Source organism: Paenibacillus durus, from assembly GCF_000756615.1.
GTDB lineage: Bacteria > Bacillota > Bacilli > Paenibacillales > Paenibacillaceae > Paenibacillus_AQ > Paenibacillus_AQ durus.
This window is the reverse complement of the sequence record NZ_CP009288.1, coordinates 5,773,366-5,791,899: the sequence shown is the minus strand read 5'-3', so window position 1 is coordinate 5,791,899 and position 18,534 is coordinate 5,773,366. Positions and strand designations below refer to the sequence as shown.

The following is an 18,534-nucleotide window of genomic DNA, read 5'->3' as shown; positions in this document are numbered from 1 at the left end:
TTTTATGGGCAACTGGATAATAATAGAAAAGTGAAAGGGATTTTGCTTGGAAAATATATCAAATGCCATTCTAAATTATTCGGGTTTTCAACCGTCTAATCGACTTGGAGGCGGTCAACTTGAAAGAGCTGGAACAAATGATCGAACAAAAGAGGGTGGTGCTCTATCTATTTGCAAAAATGTATGGAGCTAAGGATCAACGGACGATTAATAAATCTGTAGAATTAGATAAGCTATTGAATACTTATTTGCGCCGGAAAATACACCAACAACATGGGCCGACTGCATGAATGGTTAAACCTTAAGGATTGTTCGCAGCCGCTTGCCCGCTCGAAAGTCCAAACCGCCATGTTTACGCCAGGTCCTCACGGAACTTGCTCTCTTTCGGGGCGGCATGCGTTTCTTTTTTGTAGTATGATATCTACAAGAGGAGGCTGGAAACATGGCGACGGAGATCAAGGACCGGATCAATCTTAAGGAAATTAACTGTGAAAAAGAGCTGACTCTGGCCGTCATCGGCGGAAAGTGGAAGCTGATTATTCTATGGCATCTCGGCCTGGACGGCACGAAACGGTTCAGCGAGCTGAAGAAGCTCATTCCCCATATCACGCAAAAGATGCTGACGAACCAGCTCCGGGAGCTGGAGGAGGATCGGCTTGTGCTGCGCAAAGTGTATGCGGAGGTCCCTCCGAGAGTAGAATACTCTTTGACGGAATATGGTCAAAGTCTGATGCCTGTCCTGCGCATGATGTACGACTGGGGCAAGAACTACGGGGAAAATGTCATTTGGAAAGACGGACGACCGGATGAGGAAGAGGCTTAAAGCACCGTCTGAGCAACCGTCTATTACGCATAAAGAAGCCTCCTTGCTTGGCAGTTCAGCCAAGGTTTGGAGGCTTCTTGCATGAGGCGCGAGGTGGATCAGGCCTGCTGTTCGAACAGCTTGGCAATCTCGATGATCACTTCGGTCGCTTTAACCATCGTATCGGCTGAAATATATTCGAACTTCCCGTGGAAGTTCTCCCCTCCAGCAAAAATATTGGGCGTCGGCAGTCCCATATAAGACAGTTGGGAGCCGTCGGTGCCGCCGCGAATCGGATGGACAATCGGCGTAATGCCAAGATTTGTCATTGCGTTATGGGCAATATCGACGATATGGCGTACGGGCTCGATTTTTTCGCGCATATTGTAATATTGGTCATTGAGCTCCAGTACGATGCTGTTTTCCCCGTAAGTCTGTCTGAATTCATCGATCAATGTCTGGATAAACGCCTTCCGTTCTTCGAACCGTTCCCGGTCAAAGTCCCGGATATTATAATTCAGCCGGCTGATTTCCACAGTACCCTGGAATGACGTTAGATGGTAGTAACCCTCCTTGCCTTCCGTGAACTCCGGCGATTCCCCAGCGGGCAGCCGTTCGTGAAAAGCCATGGCGATTTTGGCGGAGTTGATCATCTTTCCCTTGGCTGTTCCGGGATGGACGTTGACGCCGTGAAAGGTAATCCGTGCCGCCGCCGCATTGAAGCTCTCATACTCCAGTTCTCCGAGCGGTCCTCCGTCCATCGTGTAGGCGAACTTGGCGCCGAAGGCGGCCACATCGAATTTATGCGCGCCGCGTCCGATCTCCTCGTCAGGCGTAAAGGCGACCCGGATTTTGCCGTGCTTGATTTCCGGGTGCTGCTTCAAATAATGCATGGCTGTCATAATTTCGGCGATGCCGGCTTTGTCATCCGCGCCAAGCAGAGTAGTGCCGTTGGTCGTAATCAGAGTCTGCCCCTTATATCCGCTGAGCTCCGGAAAGTTTTTTGGAGAAAGGACGACATTCAGCGCTTGGTTCAGCACGATATCGCCGCCATCATAGGATTCCACAATCTGCGGACGCACGCCTGCGCCCGACATATCGGTAGCGGTATCCAAATGGGCGAGAAATCCGATGACGGGGACTTCTTTGCTGCTGCTTGGCGGAAGCGAAGCGAACACATAGCTGTGCTCATCGACCGTAATTTCCTCCATCCCTATTTCGGCCAGCTCTTCCGCCAACTTCCGCGCCAGCACCGACTGTCCCGGTGTTGAAGGGCAGATCTTACTGGTCTCATCGGACTGCGTATCCATGCGGGCATACGAAAAAAAGCGTTCCATAACCTCTTGCTTCATGCTGTTCATCCCCTCTGTATCTTCGTAGCACTCCTTATATTATCATGTCCGGAAGGGAAACCCTATTCAGGCCATTTCGTGCAGAGGGCTTCGGCAAGAATTTCATAGGACCTTAAACGGGCGGCATGATCGTAAATCTGTGAGGTTACAATCCATTCGTCCGCTTGCGTCTCCTCCAGGATCTGCTGCATCCGCTCCTGAATAGCTGCTTTATCGCCGATAATGGCATACTGCTGCCTGCCAAGGACAAGGGACTGCTCTTGTGGACTCCACAGTTCATCCATGCTGTCCACCGGAGGCTTTAGCTTGCTGGGACGGCCGCGGATGAGGCTGAGCGCCTGCTGTTGTGAGGAGGTCGCGAGCCGCCGGGCTTCACTGGCCGTGTCCGCCGCGACGGCGCTGAGTCCGACCATGGCATACGGCTTATCGAGCACCCCGGAGGGCCGGAAGCTGGTGCGGTATAGATGAAGGGCGGGCAGCAGATAATCCGGCGCGAAGTGGCTGGCAAAGGCGAAGGGAAGGCCGAGCTGGCCGGCCAGCCTTGCGCTGAAGCCGCTGGAGCCGAGCAGCCAGATCGGGATGTTCAGTCCCTCGCCGGGAACGGCCCTTACGCCCGGAGGCCGCGAATCCGCAGCGCCGGGATTGAAATAAGCCCGGAGCTCGGCCAGCTGCTCCGGGAAATCGCTGCCGTCGCTGCCCATGCCGCGGCGGATCGCCCGGGAAGCCGGCTGGTCCGAGCCGGGCGCACGGCCAAGGCCGAGATCGATCCGGCCCGGGAACAGGGATTCCAGCGTGCCGAACTGCTCGGCAATCATCAGCGGGGCATGGTTGGGCAGCATAATGCCCCCGGAGCCGACGCGGATGCTCTTCGTTCCGGCCGCCACATGCCCGATGGCGATCGACGTGGCCGAGCTGGCGATGCCGGGCATGTTATGATGCTCGGCCAGCCAATAGCGGCGGAACCCCCAGCGTTCGGCATGCTGCGCCAGATCGAGCGCGTTCCACAGCGCGTCCGCCGCCGTGCCTTCTTCCGTGATCGGAGCCAGGTCCAGCACGGATACGGGTATATCTTGAAGCTGCTTCATATACAAGCCTCCCATATAACACGGTATATATATCATAAAGCGGTCTTAACCACTGCTAACCAGTGCAGTACAGCGATTATAGCATAACTAATCACCATTTACCTACTTTAAGTAAGTTTGGGGAGCTATACTGAATTGCCGCTATCCGGCAGAAAGCTAGGTCGCCATGACCACTTACTTTTGTTACGATAGGGAGGAAGATTTTATAAATTTGGGGGAGGAATGACATTGAACAGATATTTGCTGATTACCGCAAGAACAGAACATTTTAATCCCGAAGATGTTGCGGGGCATTATGAGCATCTTGACCGGTTAAAGAAAGAGGGTTGTCTTGAAATGTACGGCCCCTTTGGCGACGCTACGGGCGGCGCTTATCTAATATCGGCTTCCTCGCTTGCCGAAGCGGAAGAAATCGGCAATGCGGACCCGCTCATTCGGAGAGGCTCTTCAACAGTAACGGTGAAAGAATGGCGCCTGCGTTAGGAGATAAAACGATCCCCCAATAGAAATTGAGGGATCGTTCGTCTATGTTGTCCCGCCTTGTATAAGCTCTACAGGAAAGATATTTTCCATCGGCACTGCATCGCCCTGCACCTGTGCCATGATGAGATCGACCGCTTTCTGGGCCATTTCCGCAATCGGCTGGGATACGGTTGTGAGATCGGGAGAGAACAGGTCCCGGAGCGAAACGCCGTCATAGCCGACAATCTTGATATCCTGAGGCACCCGGCGTCCTCTGGCCTGGCATACTTTAAGCGCATAGGCGGCAATGATATCACTGCTGGCAAAAATGCCGTCTACATCGGGATGCTCCTCGAGTAGCCGTTCTGTCAGGCGCTCATAATCCGGAAAATGGAATCCGTGCAGATCGGTATGCATTTCTATATGCTGCAGGCCGCGCAGCGCGGCAATCTCCTTAAAGGCGTCAAGCCGCTTGAGCGCCAGCAGGTCCGGATGGGGATGGCCGCTGATATGGGCGATTTTGCGGCAGCCCTTGTCGGCCAGCAGGTTCGTTGCCAGTTCCCCGCCTTTGTAGTTATCGGAGCAAATATAAGGAACCTCGGCGCTGATCCGCCGGTCGAACGTAACTACGGGCAGGTGAATCTGGCGGTAGTCCTCCACCTCCAAGGTATGGCTGCCCAGAATGATGCCATCGACACGGCTGGAGCGAAGCATATCGATATATTCCGCTTCCTTCTGCCTGTTCAGATGGGAATTGCACAGCAGCAGCCTGTACCCGTGCAGATAGGCGTGCTCCTCGATACTGCTGATTAATTCGCCGAAGAAGGGATGAGCCGCATGCGGAACAATCAGTCCGATAATATTCGACTTGGAGCGGCTGAGCGAGCGGGCCAGCTCATTGGGCCGGTAGTTGAGCTGCTCCATGGCGCTGTATACTTTTTTCTTCAACTCTTCGCTCAAGTATCCCCTGTTATTCAGCACACGGGATACGGTAGTAACCGAGACCCCGGCCTTTAAAGCGACGTCTTTAATGGTGGGCATGTAATCGCTCCTGTCCCGGGCTCCTAAAAGAGGGAGCGCGCTTTACCGCCGCAGGCGGCGGAGCGCGTCCCGTAGGAGCATGTTTTTAAATCTTGGGATGATATCACACTCCAGCCAGCAGCGTTTCTTTGCCGGAGTGCTCATCCGTATAATGAACCGTGAACACTCGTGTCGCAAGATCGGCGGACAGTGCGGCACGGAGCGGTCCATTCGTCCATATTAATTCTAATTTGGAGCCGCCCCCGTTGTCTACTACTGTCAAATTACCGTCAAAAGCGGCATAGCTGTTGCGGAATTTCATCAGCGCGAACAGCCGCTTCAGCACGGGACGCTCCAGATTTTCTTCGACTTCTTCCTTCGTATAGAAATGCCGGTTGATATTGCGTCCGACTTTCGTTTGCTCCAGCAGCTCGATATCGTTCTTGCCGGCCAGCAGTCCGACATAATAGACCTGCGGTATGCCTGGAGCAAAGAACTGGATGGCGCGGGCCAGCACATAGGCATCGTCATCGTCGCCCAGGGCCGAATAGTAGGTGCAGTTGAGCTGGTAGATGTCCAGGTTGTTATAAGCCATTGTATTGTAGACCCGTTTCACATTGGCGCCCTGGGAGAACAGGTTGTTCTTCGTTTCCTCGATTTCCTCGGGGGTCATCAGGTCGGCGGCGTCGACGACGCCAATGCCGTCATGCGTATCCAGCGTAGTGAACTGCTTGCGCGGGCAGATGTTCAGCCAGTGGGTCAGCCGTTCCGACTTCCCGCTGTACAGCGCATGCAGCACAAGCATCGGCAACGCGAAATCGTATACCCAATACCCCTTGTCCGCAAGCTTCAACTGGATGCTGTAATGCTCATGTATCTCCGGAAGCAGCTCCGCTCCGTATGGCTCCAGAATGGCCTTGACCTCATCAAGCATTTCCCAGGTGTCGGGTTCAATAAAGAAACAGCTTGTGCCCGGCTTTTTGGTAGCGTATGCAAAGGCGTCCAGGCGGATAATCGAGGCGCCTCGTTCGGCCAGTCCCTGAAGCTGTTCCTTCACGAACTTTTTCGTCGTTTCCGAATACAGATTAAGGTCGATTTGCTCCTCGTCGAAGGTGCACCAAATTTTCTCGGTTGTTCCATCGACAAAGGTTACATCAATGTACGGCGCCCGCGGCTTGCGCTTGTAAATAGCGTCAACGTCTTCCTGCGTCGGTTCGCCGCCCGGCCAGAAGTCCTTGTACCGGATGAACAGATCGCGATAGGGGGAAGTGTCCTTGTTCTGCTGAAAATCCTTGAAATAAGCCGAGCTGCGGGAAATATGGTTAATCATGAAGTCGTACATCAAATAGAAATCGTTTGCAATCTTGGCGACGTCATTCCAGGTTCCAAACTCAGGATCGACTTCCTCATAAGTAAGCGGAGCGAATCCGCGGTCGGCGGAGGAGGGGTAAAAGGGCAGAATGTGAACGCCTCCAACAATATCTTTGAAATGAGCGGAAAGCAGTTCGGCGGTCTCTTGCAGGTTCTTGCCAAGGCTGTCTGCGTACGTGATCAGCATAATCTCATTTTTAATGGTCAATTTGATCGGCTCCTGTTCTGCTTGAAATGGTTAATAAACGTGTGAGGGACTAGAAGATATATTCAGTATAAGAGCGGTTACATTGTATGTCAACCGGTTAGCATATTAAGCTTCACAAAAAATAAAAGCGGCCATTTAAAAATTCGAACTTTCTTCCGACATATAGAAGGAGGTATAAATTAGGCCGCGAATTAATAGTAATGTCGATATTTCCCGTTTGCTGCTGAGAGCATGGTGATGGGCATTGAGGAGTGGGTTATGCATATGGGAACAAGGACAGCTTATTCCAAAAAAAGGCGAATGTGGAGCGTATTATGGCTGCTTCTGCTCTTCGTGTTAATCTGCCAGCCTGCAGAGGTTAAGGCCGTTGAAGCTAACACTTCCCAGCAGAATGTACTGATCCTGCATTCCTATCATAAAGGATTCTCTTGGACGGACGACCAGAACAACGGCATTGAAGAGCGGCTCAAGAGCTCGAAGGTTCCTCCCGTCATTTATACGGAATACCTGGACTGGAAAAGGTATCCGAGCGAGGAAAATCTGCAGCGCTTTTACGAATTGATCAAAGGCAAATACGCAAAATTACATATCGACGCTATTATAACGACGGATGACCGCGCGTTCGATTTTGCAGCCAAGAACCGAAAAGAGCTGTTAAGCGACGTGCCCATTATTTTTAGCGGCATAAATGAGGTTGGCTACGATCAAATCAAGGACCATAAGAATATCACTGGCGTCATCGAGAATATCGACCCTTCCGAAACGATCAAAATGGCGCTTTACATTAATCCCTCCATCCGAGATGTCTATCTGGTGTACGATAACTCAGAGAGCGGCTTGTCTACTGCCCAATTAGTAATTAAGAAACTGAATTCGATGAACCTTGGCTTGAAGCTCCACAGCATGAACCAAATGTCAGAAGAAGAAATCAACCGGACGGTATCATCGCTTTCTTCCGACAGCATCCTGCTGGCGACAACCTTTTATAGTGACGTTACCGGCAAAGTTACTGAGCTTGACCGGTTTTCGAGCGAACTTTCGGCCGTCAGTACGGTCCCGCTTTACTATATGTATGAATACGGACTCAATCACGGCGCATTCGGCGGAAACCTGCTCAGCGGGAGGCTCCTTGGGGAGAAAGCCGCGAATGTAGCGCTGCGCGTCCTTCACGGAGAAAGTCCAGACAGCATCCCCGTCTCTTACGCCGGAACGAGCCGCAATGTGTTCGACTACAACCAATTAGAGCACTTCCATATTAAAGTGAAGGACCTTCCTCCGGGCAGCGAGGTGATTAACAAGCCGTTCTCTTTTTACGAGACGTATCGAAGCCTGGTGCTTATCCTTATCGCGGTGTTCTCCGTGCTGATTGTATTCATCGCCGTGCTGCTGTTCCACGTCTCGGTGGTCAGAAGAATCCGGAAACAGCTGGTGGAAAGCAACGAGAGATTCAGTCTGGCGGCGTATGGCGCCGATGCGGTAATCTGGGATCTTGACATGACGACGATGACCTATTACTTCTCGGACAGATGGTACGAGCTGCTAGGCTATGAAATCGGGGAGCTTGACGAGTTCTATGTCGGCTGGAAAGGGATTATTCATCCCGATGATCTCGAACAGGAGGACCGGCAGCGGAGAGAGCATCTGTCAGGACGGTCTGCATACTATTACAGCGAATACCGTATACGGACCAAATCGGGGGAATATAAGTGGTTCCAGGCCAGAGGCAAGGTGCTGCGGAACGGGCAGGGCGGATATGTCCGGTTTGCCGGCTCGATGACAGATGTTACAGACCTCAAAGGATACGAGAGCAAGCTTCAGATGAGCTACCAGGAGCTGGAGTCGACCTATGAGGAATTGACCGCCTTGCAGGATGAACTGTTGGAGCAGTACAACAAGGTGGTCGAGAACCAGACGCTGCTTCAGGCCAGCGAGGAGAAGCACCGGCTTCTTGCTTATAACGACGAGCTTAGCGGACTGCCGAACCGCTTGTCCCTAACGGAGGAACTGAAGGAGTATATCGAAGAGAATGAGGGCGGGCAGGCCGCGCTGTACTTTTTGGACATCGACAATTTCAAATATATTAACGATACAATGGGTCATACCCTTGGCGACCGGCTGCTTATGCTGGCCGGAGAGAGGCTGCTGGGGATGGCCCAAGGCCAGAGCAGGCATTACCGGTTCGGCGGAGACGAATTCGTTATTCTGCTGAAAAATATGGAGCGGCCGGAGCAGACGGTTTTCTACGCCGAGGCGCTGATTCAGAGCTTCAAAGAGCCGTTCCAGCTCGGCGACAGCACCGTGCATGTCTCCATCAGCGTCGGCATTGCCCAGTATCCGCGGGACGGCAAGAACGCCGAGGAGCTGCTGAAGAATGCTGATATTGCCATGTACAAGGCCAAACAGGCGGGCAAAGGAACGTACGTCCTGTATGGACAGAATATGCAGCAGTATTTTGACGAACGGATGATCATTGAGAAGCATTTAAGAGGAGCAATCGATAACAACGAGCTATCCCTGCATTACCAGCCCAAGGTGAAGCTGCAGACGGGGGATCTTTGGGGATTCGAGGCGCTCATTCGGTGGAACAGCCCGGTTCTGGGATTTGTCTCGCCCCTGTCCTTTATTCGGATTGCCGAGGACTGCCGCCTGATTGTGCCGATCGGGGAATGGGTTCTGCGGAGAGCATGCCTTTTTCTTGCAGGACTTCACCGTCAAGGCATGGGTCCCTATCATATTTCGGTCAATATTTCGGTGATCCAGCTGCTGCTTGAGAATTTTACGGATACCGTGCTGAAGGTTTTGCGTGAAACGGGGCTTGACCCCCGGTATTTGGAACTGGAGATTACAGAGTCCATTTTTATGGAATCTTTTGAGGAAATCAGCGCCAAGCTGGAGTTCTTGAAGAAATGGGGAATCGGGATTGCCCTTGATGATTTCGGAACAGGCTACTCTTCCCTCAGCTATTTGAAGCAGCTGCCAATCACAACGCTCAAAATCGACAAGTCGTTTATCGACAGCATTCTTGAAGAGAAGAGCAGTATGCCGCTGGCAGGCTCCATAGTCGCTATCGGCCATGATATGGGACTAAGCGTCACCGCGGAAGGAGTCGAAACGGAGGAACAGCTGGATTTCCTGAAGAGGATGAGCTGCGACAAGGTCCAGGGCTACTATATCAGCCGGCCGATTCCCGAGAGTCAGGTGCAGTCCTGGATTCAGGAGTATAAACAAGGGGAATTGGCTGCCGAAGAACCCAAGAGAAAATCCAAATAATTAAAGGAAATCTCGATACATTTTGCACATCGGATTAAACTGGCAAACGGCTATAATCGATACTATAATGAAAATGAAATCGAATTCAATTCAGAGAGAGGAAAGTAAACATGCTCAAAAAGCTACTGACCACCGGGTCGCTCCTCATGCTGGCGCTGTTTCTGTTCAGCAGTGCGGTTTTTGCCTCACAGGTGGCGGCCTCACAGGTGGCGGACAACCTCACCAAGGATCAGCAAAAAGCACTAAAAATTATCGACATAGCTAATAAAAAAATCGACAACAAGATTGAAAAAGCAGTCGCTGAGGCGGATAAGCTTCAAGAAGATTATTTACGGGATATTAAGCGGATCGAGCTGGGTAAGGCTGCGGCGAAGCTGAGCGCCAAGCTGGATCAGGAGGACGCCGAAGCAGCCGCCGAGGTTGCGGAAATACAGGCCGCTTCCAATGAGCTTATCAATCAATTATTTACCCCTGAAAGCAGAGATTCGGCAGTAGTTGAGGAGAAAATAAACAAGCTGAACGAAAAGGTCTCTCTTAATGACGATTTGATTTCCGCACGTACTAAAGTTTATACCTATGAGCTTGACAAGCTGATTACGGATTTGTATAACGACACCTTGGAAATTGCAGACGCAGCCATCTCCGAGGCCGCCCAATTGGGAGTTGTTGCCGAGCGTTCCTGGAAGCTGGTTAAGATCGCGGATCGCGAGGTTTGGATTGATCCTATCGTCGTATCGTTATAAGGGGGGCTGAAAATTATGAAGGGCCTGAACTTGGGAAGTGAAGGACACAGCATCGCACAAGAACATGAAGGATCCTCTGACTATTTCCTATTGGCTAAGGGTGACGGCTCGGAAGTAATTTTTCAGACTATTCAGCAAGACAAACTATTCTATGTTTATCCCGGCGAAGAGGCCGACACGATGGAATTCTTCTACATACTTGAAGGAAAATGCAGCTATAAGGCTGAAGGCGAGAATATCGTCCTCAGTCAAGGCGATTATTTCTACACCCATTATCTGCAGGAAGCGGTGTATTTCAGCACCTTGACTGAGCTGAAGCTGCTGTGGTATACAACCAAGCCTGCGTTTCATCTCATCAGCCACCGGATCAGGAAACTGGAGAATATTATTAAACGAGTAGAAGAAAAGGATAATTATACGTTCAAGCACAGCGGCAGAGTGCAGAAATACTGCTTGATGATTGCCAGGATGATTAAAATGCCAAAGGACAAGCTGGAAGATTTATATTTTGCGGCTGCATTTCACGATATCGGCAAGATCCATACCCCGGAAGAAATTCTGAATAAGACGGGGCGCTTGACGGAAGAGGAATTCGAGATTGTGAAACGCCATTGTTATGACGGCTACCTCATGGTTAAGGATTTATATTACAACAATATCTGCCTAATCATCCTGCAGCATCATGAGCGATTGGACGGTTCCGGCTATCCTTACGGGATTAAGGAAGAAGAAATCCTGCTGGAGGCCAAAATTATCGGCATTGCCGATACCTTTGATGCCATGACCTCCGACCGGCCATACCGCAAAGGGCTTTCCCCCGAGATTGCCATGGACGAGCTTAAGCGGCTGTCGGGGATCCACTATGACGCCGAATTGGTCAGGCTGTTTGAACAGGTGCTAATCGCAGACGGGATACTGAAGCCCGAAGAGAAATGATCTTCCATATAAGGAGGGTCATTTTTTCATTTCTATCGCATAATCGGCAAACTCCGGCGGCAGACTCTATATCCATATATAAGTCCGGCACCGGCTGCATTATTCCTCCTGCTCCATGATTCCCTCCAGCTTCTTCCGGTCCAGCAGCGTGACCGTATCTCCTTTGAACGCAATCCAGCCATTATCGCGCAGCAGCCCCATCTCCCGGGACAGGGAAGGACGTGCGGCATTTAGATGCTCGGCCCATTCCTTGCGGGTGAAAGGCAGCCGGATCGTGTCCGTACCCTGCCGGTCCGCCCGACGCAGCAAATCATGCACAACCCGGCGGCGCAGCGAACCGGCCGACAGAATTTCAAGCTTGCGGTTGACCATGACGAGCCGCTCGGACAGATTCTCCATATACCGGGACAGCATGTCGGTGTCGGCCGCGAACAGCCTCAGCAGCTCCTGCTTGCCGATGAACATCACGGTGCTGCGCCCCGCAGAAATAATGGTGGCCGGGTATACATTCTCCCGCCGGAACAGCACCGCTTCCCCGAAGGTCTGCCCCTCTTTCAGTCTAGCAATGGTTATGCCGCCTCCGCCGGGATGAATTTTGTGAACATCCACCACTCCGGAGAGCACAATCCCCAGCCGGTCAGCAGTCTCGCCTTCGCTGATAATCATCTCCGACTTGCTGCAGTCCCGAACGGTAAAGCGCATCGTCTCCAGCATGGCGTCAAGCTCCTCTATACTCTTCCCACGGAAAAACAGACAGGTCTGCAGTACGCCAGGCTCCGGCTTCATGGAATTCCCCCAATTTTTAAAATAATTTTAGATAAACGGTAACATCCGTTACCGAATGTTCGTCGTCAGTCTACTACAATCGGTAGTAACAAGTAAAGACACAGACGGCAGACGGATGAAATTAAATAAAAGGAGCGATTATTCAATGAGCAGTATGTTTTGTTTTCAGTGCCAAGAGGCGGCCAAAGGAACGGGGTGTACGATTCAAGGGGTCTGCGGCAAGACGAGTGATGTCGCCAATCTGCAGGATCTTCTGCTGTACACGGTGAAGGGAATTTCCATTTATTCGGTAAAGGCCCGTGAGCTTGGAGTGACCGACAGCGCATCGGAACAGTTCATTATTAAGAGCCTGTTCGCGACGATCACCAACGCCAATTTTGACCGTGACGGATTTATTGCCAGAGTCAGAGAAGGGATTGTCATTCGTGACGGCTGGAAAAAGCGGCTGGCCGGCTCGCTTGCGGACGTTCCGCTCGCAGGCCATGATGCTGGGCTCTGGACGCCGGGTACGGATGAAGTGCTGGAAGCCAAGGCGGCGGCTGTCGGCGTGCTTGCAACCGGGAACGAAGACGTTCGCTCCCTGCGCGAGCTGCTCACCTACGGCCTGAAAGGCATGGCCGCTTATATGGAGCATGCCGCGGTGCTTGGCTATGATGAAGCAGGCGCGCAAGCTTTCCTTGAACGCGGACTTGCCGCCACGTTAAACGATGAGCTGACGGCGGACGAGCTGGTCGGTCTCGTTATGGAATGCGGCAAATATGGCGTTGACGTTATGGCGCTGCTGGACCGTGCCAATACAGAGACGTATGGCAACCCGGAAATTACGAAGGTGAACATCGGAGTCGGCGACCGCCCGGGCATTCTCATCAGCGGGCATGACCTGAAGGACATGGAAGAGCTGCTGAAGCAGACGGAGGGAACGGGAGTCGACGTATACACGCACAGCGAAATGCTGCCCGCCCATTACTATCCTGCTTTCAAAAAATACAGCCATTTTGTCGGCAACTACGGCAACGCCTGGTGGAAGCAAAATGAGGAATTCGCCAGCTTCAACGGCCCGATCCTGATGACGACCAACTGTGTCGTGCCGCCGAAGGACAGCTACAAGGACCGGCTGTACACGACAGGCAACACAGGTTATCCCGGCATCAAGCATATCGCGGACGGCAAAGACGGCGCTCCGAAGGACTTCTCGGCCATCATCGAGCAGGCGAAGACCTGCGCGTCTCCGACCGGAATCGAGAGCGGCGAAATTGTCGGCGGCTTTGCCCATGCGGCCGTGATGGGAGTAGCCGACCAGGTGGTCGATGCGGTGAAGACCGGTGCGATCAAGCGCTTCTTCGTAATGGCCGGCTGCGACGGACGGATGAAGAGCCGGAACTACTATACCGATTTTGCCCAGGCGCTTCCAAGCGATACGGTGATTCTGACAGCAGGCTGCGCCAAATACAAGTACAACAAGCTCGATCTTGGCGACATCGGCGGCATTCCGCGCGTGCTAGACGCGGGTCAATGCAATGACTCCTACTCGCTGGCTGTGATCGCGCTGAAGCTGAAGGAAGTATTCGGCCTGGAGGACATCAACGACCTGCCGATTTCGTACAATATTGCGTGGTATGAGCAAAAAGCGGTGATCGTGCTGCTGGCGCTGCTCTACCTGGGCGTCAAAAACATCCACCTCGGTCCGACGCTCCCGGCCTTCCTGTCCCCGAATGTGGCGAAGGTATTGGTCGACACGTTCGGCATCGGCGGCATTACGACGGTGGACGAAGACATGGAGCGTTTCCTGTCTGTCGTATAAACGTCAAAGCTATAAGAGAGAGCACACCAGATTCAACAATAAACAGGCCAGCCGAAATTCGGGCTGGCCTGTTCCTGTTCTGTAAATTCCGTCTCTAGAAGAGACGAGATGGATTCCACATGATAATTTGGCCGATTGGGGCATGCCCATTCAGACCGCCGGCCTGTGATTATCGGCTTAATGCATTGAAGATATTGGCTTCGCCTGAGCCGAACAGGGGATCTTGCCCCGGCTTCCCTAGATCGTTGGCCGTCTGCTTGATGAGCGCTTGTACCTGGGCCGGCGTATATTCCGGGTGCGCGGCCTTGATGACGCCTGCAATGCCCGCAACCTTTGGAGCTGCCATCGAAGTGCCGTGCAGCAGCGCATAGCCCGTCAGGTTCGAGGTGAAGTAAGGAGCCAGATAGGTCGGCCATGTGCTGAGCGTGCGGAAATGGAAATCCCGCTCATCGAGATTTCGGCTGGCGTCATAGACTGGACCGTTGTCCCCGCCGGGAGCCGCCACGTCGATCGTGCTGCCGTAGTTGGAATAGAACGCGATCTTGTCCGGAGACCATTGATTCGACGAAGAGACGTTGATGACGCCAGGAAGCGTACCCGGCACTTCTCTTACGGCGCTTTTGAAGGTCAGGCCGAGGTAGCCGTACGTTTGGTTCATATAATCGACCACAGCATGCGAGTCGTTAAGATTCAGCGAATCGTTGCCGGCGGCTGCCACGACCGTAACGTTTCGGCCTACGGCATACTGCAGTGCGCGCTTCCAGAGGAGAAAATCCGCCACATCGTTGTACTTGAGGCCGTTATAGGTGTATCTGGCAATGCCGTCGTACCCCCCGAGCGACAGATTGATGACGTCAACCTTGTCATTGGCAGCCTGTACGACGGCTGCGGCGATCCATGAGGTCGGCGCGCCGCCCTCTGCTGCAAATACACGGTACGACCGGATGCCGAGGCCGGGACCTACGCCTTTAACCTTGCCGTCTGCGGCTATAGAGCCTGCCACATGCGTGCCGTGTCCTTCGCGGTCCTTGATGTCGTTCGGATCGCCTGTTTCGCTGGCGTCAACACCTGCCGGGACAAAGTTCATGCCCCCGAGGAAATTCGCCTTCAGGTCAGGGTGTTCAGCGTCGATTCCCGTATCGATGACGCCTACAACCGCCTTGTGCGTGACCGTTCCGTCAGGGTTCGTCGTGCCGCCCGTTTCCAGCTTGTAGGAGGCCCCGTTATTCGTAATCCGCTGGATGTCCCATTGATAAGGCCAATACGTCTCGGCGTCCTGCGGAATATCGGTCACCGGAAGGCCGTCGGCAGCTGCGGTATCTTCATCCAGCTTGTACTTGAGTTCGGGGTTGGCCGCTTGTATGCCGGAAATCCCGCTCAGATTCGAAAGAAAATCCGGTCTTTCGGATTCCGCTTCGAGTCCGCCCAATTCCGGGATGGCCCGAAGCACTTTACCGCCCGCATTCGTCACCATAGTTTCATAGTCTGCCGGAAGTGCAGATTTAAACGCAATCACATACTTTTGTTTCTGAGGCGCCTGGTTGGCCGGTTTGGCATACCCGGACCCCGCTAACAGGCTGGTGGCAACCAGCATTGAACTTACGACAGCAGCGACCTTTGTTATCAAATTCCGTTCCTCCCTATAATGGTATAAATCGGATCATAGCCGATTTTTCCTGTAGTATATCAGCTTCGGGATAAATAGCTTGTCCGAATTTGTCGATGACAAAAGAATTATTTTCCTCAATTTACCAATGTGGGGAAGACCCTTTAAACAGAGGGGCTTAAACCGTACAACAGGCGGAAAAAGACCCGGTCATCCAACCGTCGATACGCTAACTCTGGCCGAGCCTATGCTCAATGAAGGAATTTCTTCGACTGAGGCCTGGGCTGCCGGATATACATCCGAATGCGGGGGCTGGCCTCGCTCTTCACTCCGGCAGTCGGTACACCGCAAACGGCTCGCTGTGGATGAAAGGACGGCTTACAGCTTCGAGTTTCTCCTGCGTCTCGGAGCTCAGAGCAAGAGAGACGCTTTTCAGGCTCTCTTCAAGCTGCTCCGCCCGGGTAGCGCCGACAATGACGGTGGACACGGCCGGACGGCTCATGAGCCAAGCCAGGGACAGAGCGGCAGGCGTTGTCTCCAGCTCCGCCGCGAGCGCGGCTGTCTCCTGCCCCAGCGATATACGTTCGCCGGTAAGGAACCGGGCGAAGTTCGGATCGGTATCGGCTCTGGAGCCTGCGGGAGCCTCATCTCCCGCGCTGTATTTGCCGGTCAGGATGCCTCCGGCAAGCGGAAAATACGGGATGATGCCGACGCCCTGATCCAAGCAGAGCGGGACGAGCTCCCGCTCCGGCGTGCGGTCGGCCAGCGAGTAGCTGCACTGGAGCGAAACGTAGCGCTCATAGCCCATCCGTTCGCTGATGCCGAGCGCCTTCATCAGCTCCCACGCGGCATAATTCGAGGCGCCGATATAGCGCACCTTGCCGGAGGATACCATGTCATCCAGCGTCCGCAGCGTCTCTTCAAGCGGAGTATGCGGATCGAAGGTATGGATCTGGTACAGGTCGACATAGTCCGTCTTGAGGCGGCGGAGACTGTCCTCCAGTTCCCGCATCAGATGGAATCTGGATGAACCGCTGCCGCCTGGGCCTGGACTTCTCACCAGCCCGGCCTTTGTCGCCAAGACGGCTTCATGCCTCCTGCCCGCCAGCGCCTCTCCGATAATCCGCTCCGATTCCGTTCCGGCATAAATATTGGCGGTATCGATGAAGTTGATCCCGTTGTCCAGCGCGGTGTGCAGCACCGCCATGGAAGCGGCCTGGTCCGCCCGCTTGCCGAAGGCGTTCGTGCCCAGCCCCAGCTTCGATACCTGTAGTCCGCTTCCCCCGAGACGTTCATATTTCATGCTTCCACTCTCCTCAATTATTAATATTGCCGCGCCATGCAGCGCTTCGTAGACCGCGGGCTGGGTCATGTTCATTTCCTGTCCGGCCCGGGTGAAGCTGCGGCTTTCCGCAATTTTGACAAAGAGCTCAATTCGCCCCTTGTTCATAACATATTTGATATGTTCCTTATAATAATTATTCATTTTATTTATGCTAGAAAATATTGTATCATCAAAAAAGACTGAATTACAAGGAGGGACCCTATGCCTCGGCAAAAATCTGCGGTTCTTTTATTAACTTTTCTCATACTGGTCTGGGGCATTAACTGGCCGTTATCCAAAATAGCGCTGAACTACGCGCCCCCGCTGCTATTCTCGGGCATCCGTACCGTAATCGGAGGTGTGCTGCTGATCCTGATTGCGCTGCCCAAAGCCCGGCTGCTCCGGTTTAAGACACTGTGGCCGGTATATTTGAGCTCCGCCCTGTTAAGCATAGCGCTGTATTACGGCGTACAAACGATTGGGCTGCAGTACATACCGGCGGGACTGTTCTCGGCGATCGTATTTCTGCAGCCGGTGCTGCTCGGGATTTTCTCCTGGATGTGGCTAGGGGAAGAGATGCATGGGCAAAAAATAGGGGGGCTCGTGCTCGGTTTTCTGGGCGTGGCTTGCTTGAGCGCGGGCGGCCTGACCGGCAGCATCTCGCTTCTCGGTATCCTTCTCGCGCTGGCCACCGCCCTGTGCTGGGCACTTGGCACGGTGTATATGAAGCGAAATGCGGTGCGGGTCGATATGCTGTGGATGACTGCCATGCAGATCACACTCGGGGGGCTGATTCTGCTGGCCGCCGGCAGCGCAGCAGAGCCGTGGAAAGCCATCAGATGGAATACCGCTTTTGTTGCCAACACGTTGTTCATTTCCATATTTGTGATTGCACTCGGCTGGTTGGTGTATTTCAAGCTGATTAACGAGGGAGAAGCCGGAAAAGTTGCCTCCTATACTTTTTTGGTCCCGCTTGTCTCCATCGGCGCAAGCGTCCTCTTCCTAAATGAGCAGATAACGGTTAATCTGGTGATAGGCTTGGTTCTGGTTGTAATCAGCATCTTGCTGGTCAATGTCCGGATACGGCGCCGGACGGCGTCTGTAGTTGCAGATATGAGAGTCTTGGAGGAGGGAAACTATGATTTTTAAAATGAACGAACAGACGGCCCGTGACAACTACAAGCTGCTGATCGGCAGCGTGGTCCCAAGACCCATTGCTTTTGTTACCTCGGTGAGTGCGGAGGGGGTCGTCAATGCGGCTCCATTCAGCTATTTTAACATTGTGAACAATGATCCGCCGATGCTCATGTTCTCTTGCGGACGGCATGCGGACGGCACGCTGAAGGATACGGCGCGCAATATTCTGGCGAATCAGGAGTTTGTCGTGCATGTCACGGACGAGGACAACATCGAGGCGATCAATCATACGTCCATCAGTGCACCCGCTCATATTAGCGAGCTTACGCTTGCGGGACTGACGGCCGTTCCCGGTACCACGGTGGCTGTGCCGCGGGTGCAGGAAAGTCCGGTTGCGATGGAATGCCGCCTTGCGCAGTATGTAGAGCTGGGAAAATTTGATGCCATTATCGGCGAGGTGCTGAGCTTCTATGTGCGGGACGACCTCATTCATAACGGCCGGATCGACATCAGCAAGCTGAAGCCGGTCAGCCGCCTGGCCGGATCGTCGTACAGCGCGATTGGCCGGATATTCGATTTGGATCGGCCGGTTTACGAGGATCAATAACGGCGCAGCTTATGCCTCCTCATA

Annotated in this window: 16 protein-coding genes; 9 read left to right on the top strand and 7 right to left on the bottom strand. The window is 53.2% G+C overall.

Translation table 11 applies throughout. From position 1 onward, the window contains the following. Window positions 1–119 precede the first annotated feature (119 nt). Both PDUR_RS28390 and PDUR_RS25585 read left to right on the top strand, forming a co-directional pair. Complete coding sequence (locus tag PDUR_RS28390) at window positions 120–290, top strand: aspartyl-phosphate phosphatase Spo0E family protein (RefSeq protein ID WP_081949684.1); 171 nt, start codon at window positions 120–122, stop codon at window positions 288–290. Window positions 291–442: 152 nt separating this feature from the next. Beyond that, window positions 443–823, top strand: a complete 381-nt coding sequence (locus tag PDUR_RS25585) for a winged helix-turn-helix transcriptional regulator (RefSeq protein ID WP_025691543.1) — start codon at window positions 443–445, stop codon at window positions 821–823. A 98-nt stretch (window positions 824–921) separates the two neighbouring features. Here PDUR_RS25585 and pepT read toward each other — a convergent pair whose 3' ends face one another. Next, entirely contained in the window at window positions 922–2,154 is a 1,233-nt protein-coding gene (pepT, locus tag PDUR_RS25580; RefSeq protein ID WP_042208722.1) for a peptidase T, read from the bottom strand. Between the two features lie 62 nt (window positions 2,155–2,216). After that, window positions 2,217–3,239: an LLM class flavin-dependent oxidoreductase gene (locus tag PDUR_RS25575; protein WP_156130628.1), complete on the bottom strand. Its 1,023-nt coding sequence runs from the start codon at window positions 3,237–3,239 to the stop codon at window positions 2,217–2,219. A 228-nt stretch (window positions 3,240–3,467) separates the two neighbouring features. On the opposite strand from PDUR_RS25575, the gene PDUR_RS25570 reads away from it, so the two are divergent. Continuing rightward, complete coding sequence (locus PDUR_RS25570; RefSeq protein WP_081949682.1) at window positions 3,468–3,722, top strand: YciI family protein; 255 nt, start codon at window positions 3,468–3,470, stop codon at window positions 3,720–3,722. A gap of 42 nt (window positions 3,723–3,764) precedes the next feature. Here PDUR_RS25570 and PDUR_RS25565 read toward each other — a convergent pair whose 3' ends face one another. After that, the gene (locus PDUR_RS25565) at window positions 3,765–4,742 is read right to left on the bottom strand and encodes a LacI family DNA-binding transcriptional regulator (RefSeq protein ID WP_042208719.1); all 978 of its coding nucleotides are present in this window, start codon (window positions 4,740–4,742) and stop codon (window positions 3,765–3,767) included. Window positions 4,743–4,845: 103 nt separating this feature from the next. Continuing rightward, complete coding sequence (gene gtfA / locus PDUR_RS25560) at window positions 4,846–6,300, bottom strand: sucrose phosphorylase (RefSeq protein WP_042208718.1); 1,455 nt, start codon at window positions 6,298–6,300, stop codon at window positions 4,846–4,848. Window positions 6,301–6,564: 264 nt separating this feature from the next. On the opposite strand from gtfA, the gene PDUR_RS27580 reads away from it, so the two are divergent. The 3 genes from PDUR_RS27580 to PDUR_RS25540 all read left to right on the top strand — a co-directional run bounded on the left by PDUR_RS27580 (window position 6,565) and on the right by PDUR_RS25540 (window position 11,249). Next, entirely contained in the window at window positions 6,565–9,570 is a 3,006-nt protein-coding gene (locus PDUR_RS27580) for an ABC transporter substrate binding protein (RefSeq protein WP_052410403.1), read from the top strand. A 110-nt stretch (window positions 9,571–9,680) separates the two neighbouring features. After that, complete coding sequence (locus PDUR_RS25545; protein WP_042208717.1) at window positions 9,681–10,313, top strand: hypothetical protein; 633 nt, start codon at window positions 9,681–9,683, stop codon at window positions 10,311–10,313. A 15-nt stretch (window positions 10,314–10,328) separates the two neighbouring features. Continuing rightward, window positions 10,329–11,249 carry an HD domain-containing phosphohydrolase gene (locus PDUR_RS25540; protein WP_042208716.1) on the top strand — a complete coding sequence of 307 codons (921 nt, stop codon included), beginning with the start codon at window positions 10,329–10,331 and terminating at the stop codon, window positions 11,247–11,249. A 99-nt stretch (window positions 11,250–11,348) separates the two neighbouring features. On the opposite strand, the gene PDUR_RS25535 is transcribed toward PDUR_RS25540, so the two are convergent. Continuing rightward, window positions 11,349–12,035: a Crp/Fnr family transcriptional regulator gene (locus tag PDUR_RS25535; protein ID WP_042208715.1), complete on the bottom strand. Its 687-nt coding sequence runs from the start codon at window positions 12,033–12,035 to the stop codon at window positions 11,349–11,351. A 145-nt stretch (window positions 12,036–12,180) separates the two neighbouring features. Here PDUR_RS25535 and hcp point away from each other — a divergent pair, with 145 nt between their 5' ends. Continuing rightward, window positions 12,181–13,836 carry a hydroxylamine reductase gene (gene hcp / locus PDUR_RS25530; RefSeq protein WP_042208714.1) on the top strand — a complete coding sequence of 552 codons (1,656 nt, stop codon included), beginning with the start codon at window positions 12,181–12,183 and terminating at the stop codon, window positions 13,834–13,836. A gap of 169 nt (window positions 13,837–14,005) precedes the next feature. Here hcp and PDUR_RS25525 read toward each other — a convergent pair whose 3' ends face one another. Both PDUR_RS25525 and PDUR_RS25520 read right to left on the bottom strand, forming a co-directional pair. Beyond that, window positions 14,006–15,463: a S8 family serine peptidase gene (locus tag PDUR_RS25525; RefSeq protein WP_042208713.1), complete on the bottom strand. Its 1,458-nt coding sequence runs from the start codon at window positions 15,461–15,463 to the stop codon at window positions 14,006–14,008. Window positions 15,464–15,767: 304 nt separating this feature from the next. Beyond that, a complete protein-coding gene (locus tag PDUR_RS25520) occupies window positions 15,768–16,928 on the bottom strand; it encodes an aldo/keto reductase (RefSeq protein ID WP_081949678.1) in 1,161 nt (386 codons plus the stop codon). A 60-nt stretch (window positions 16,929–16,988) separates the two neighbouring features. Here PDUR_RS25520 and PDUR_RS25515 point away from each other — a divergent pair, with 60 nt between their 5' ends. Then, a complete protein-coding gene (locus PDUR_RS25515; RefSeq protein ID WP_042208712.1) occupies window positions 16,989–17,915 on the top strand; it encodes a DMT family transporter in 927 nt (308 codons plus the stop codon). Further along, window positions 17,905–18,510 carry a flavin reductase family protein gene (locus tag PDUR_RS25510; protein ID WP_042208711.1) on the top strand — a complete coding sequence of 202 codons (606 nt, stop codon included), beginning with the start codon at window positions 17,905–17,907 and terminating at the stop codon, window positions 18,508–18,510. The genes PDUR_RS25515 and PDUR_RS25510 overlap by 11 nt, the downstream gene beginning before the upstream one ends. Window positions 18,511–18,534 lie beyond the last annotated feature (24 nt).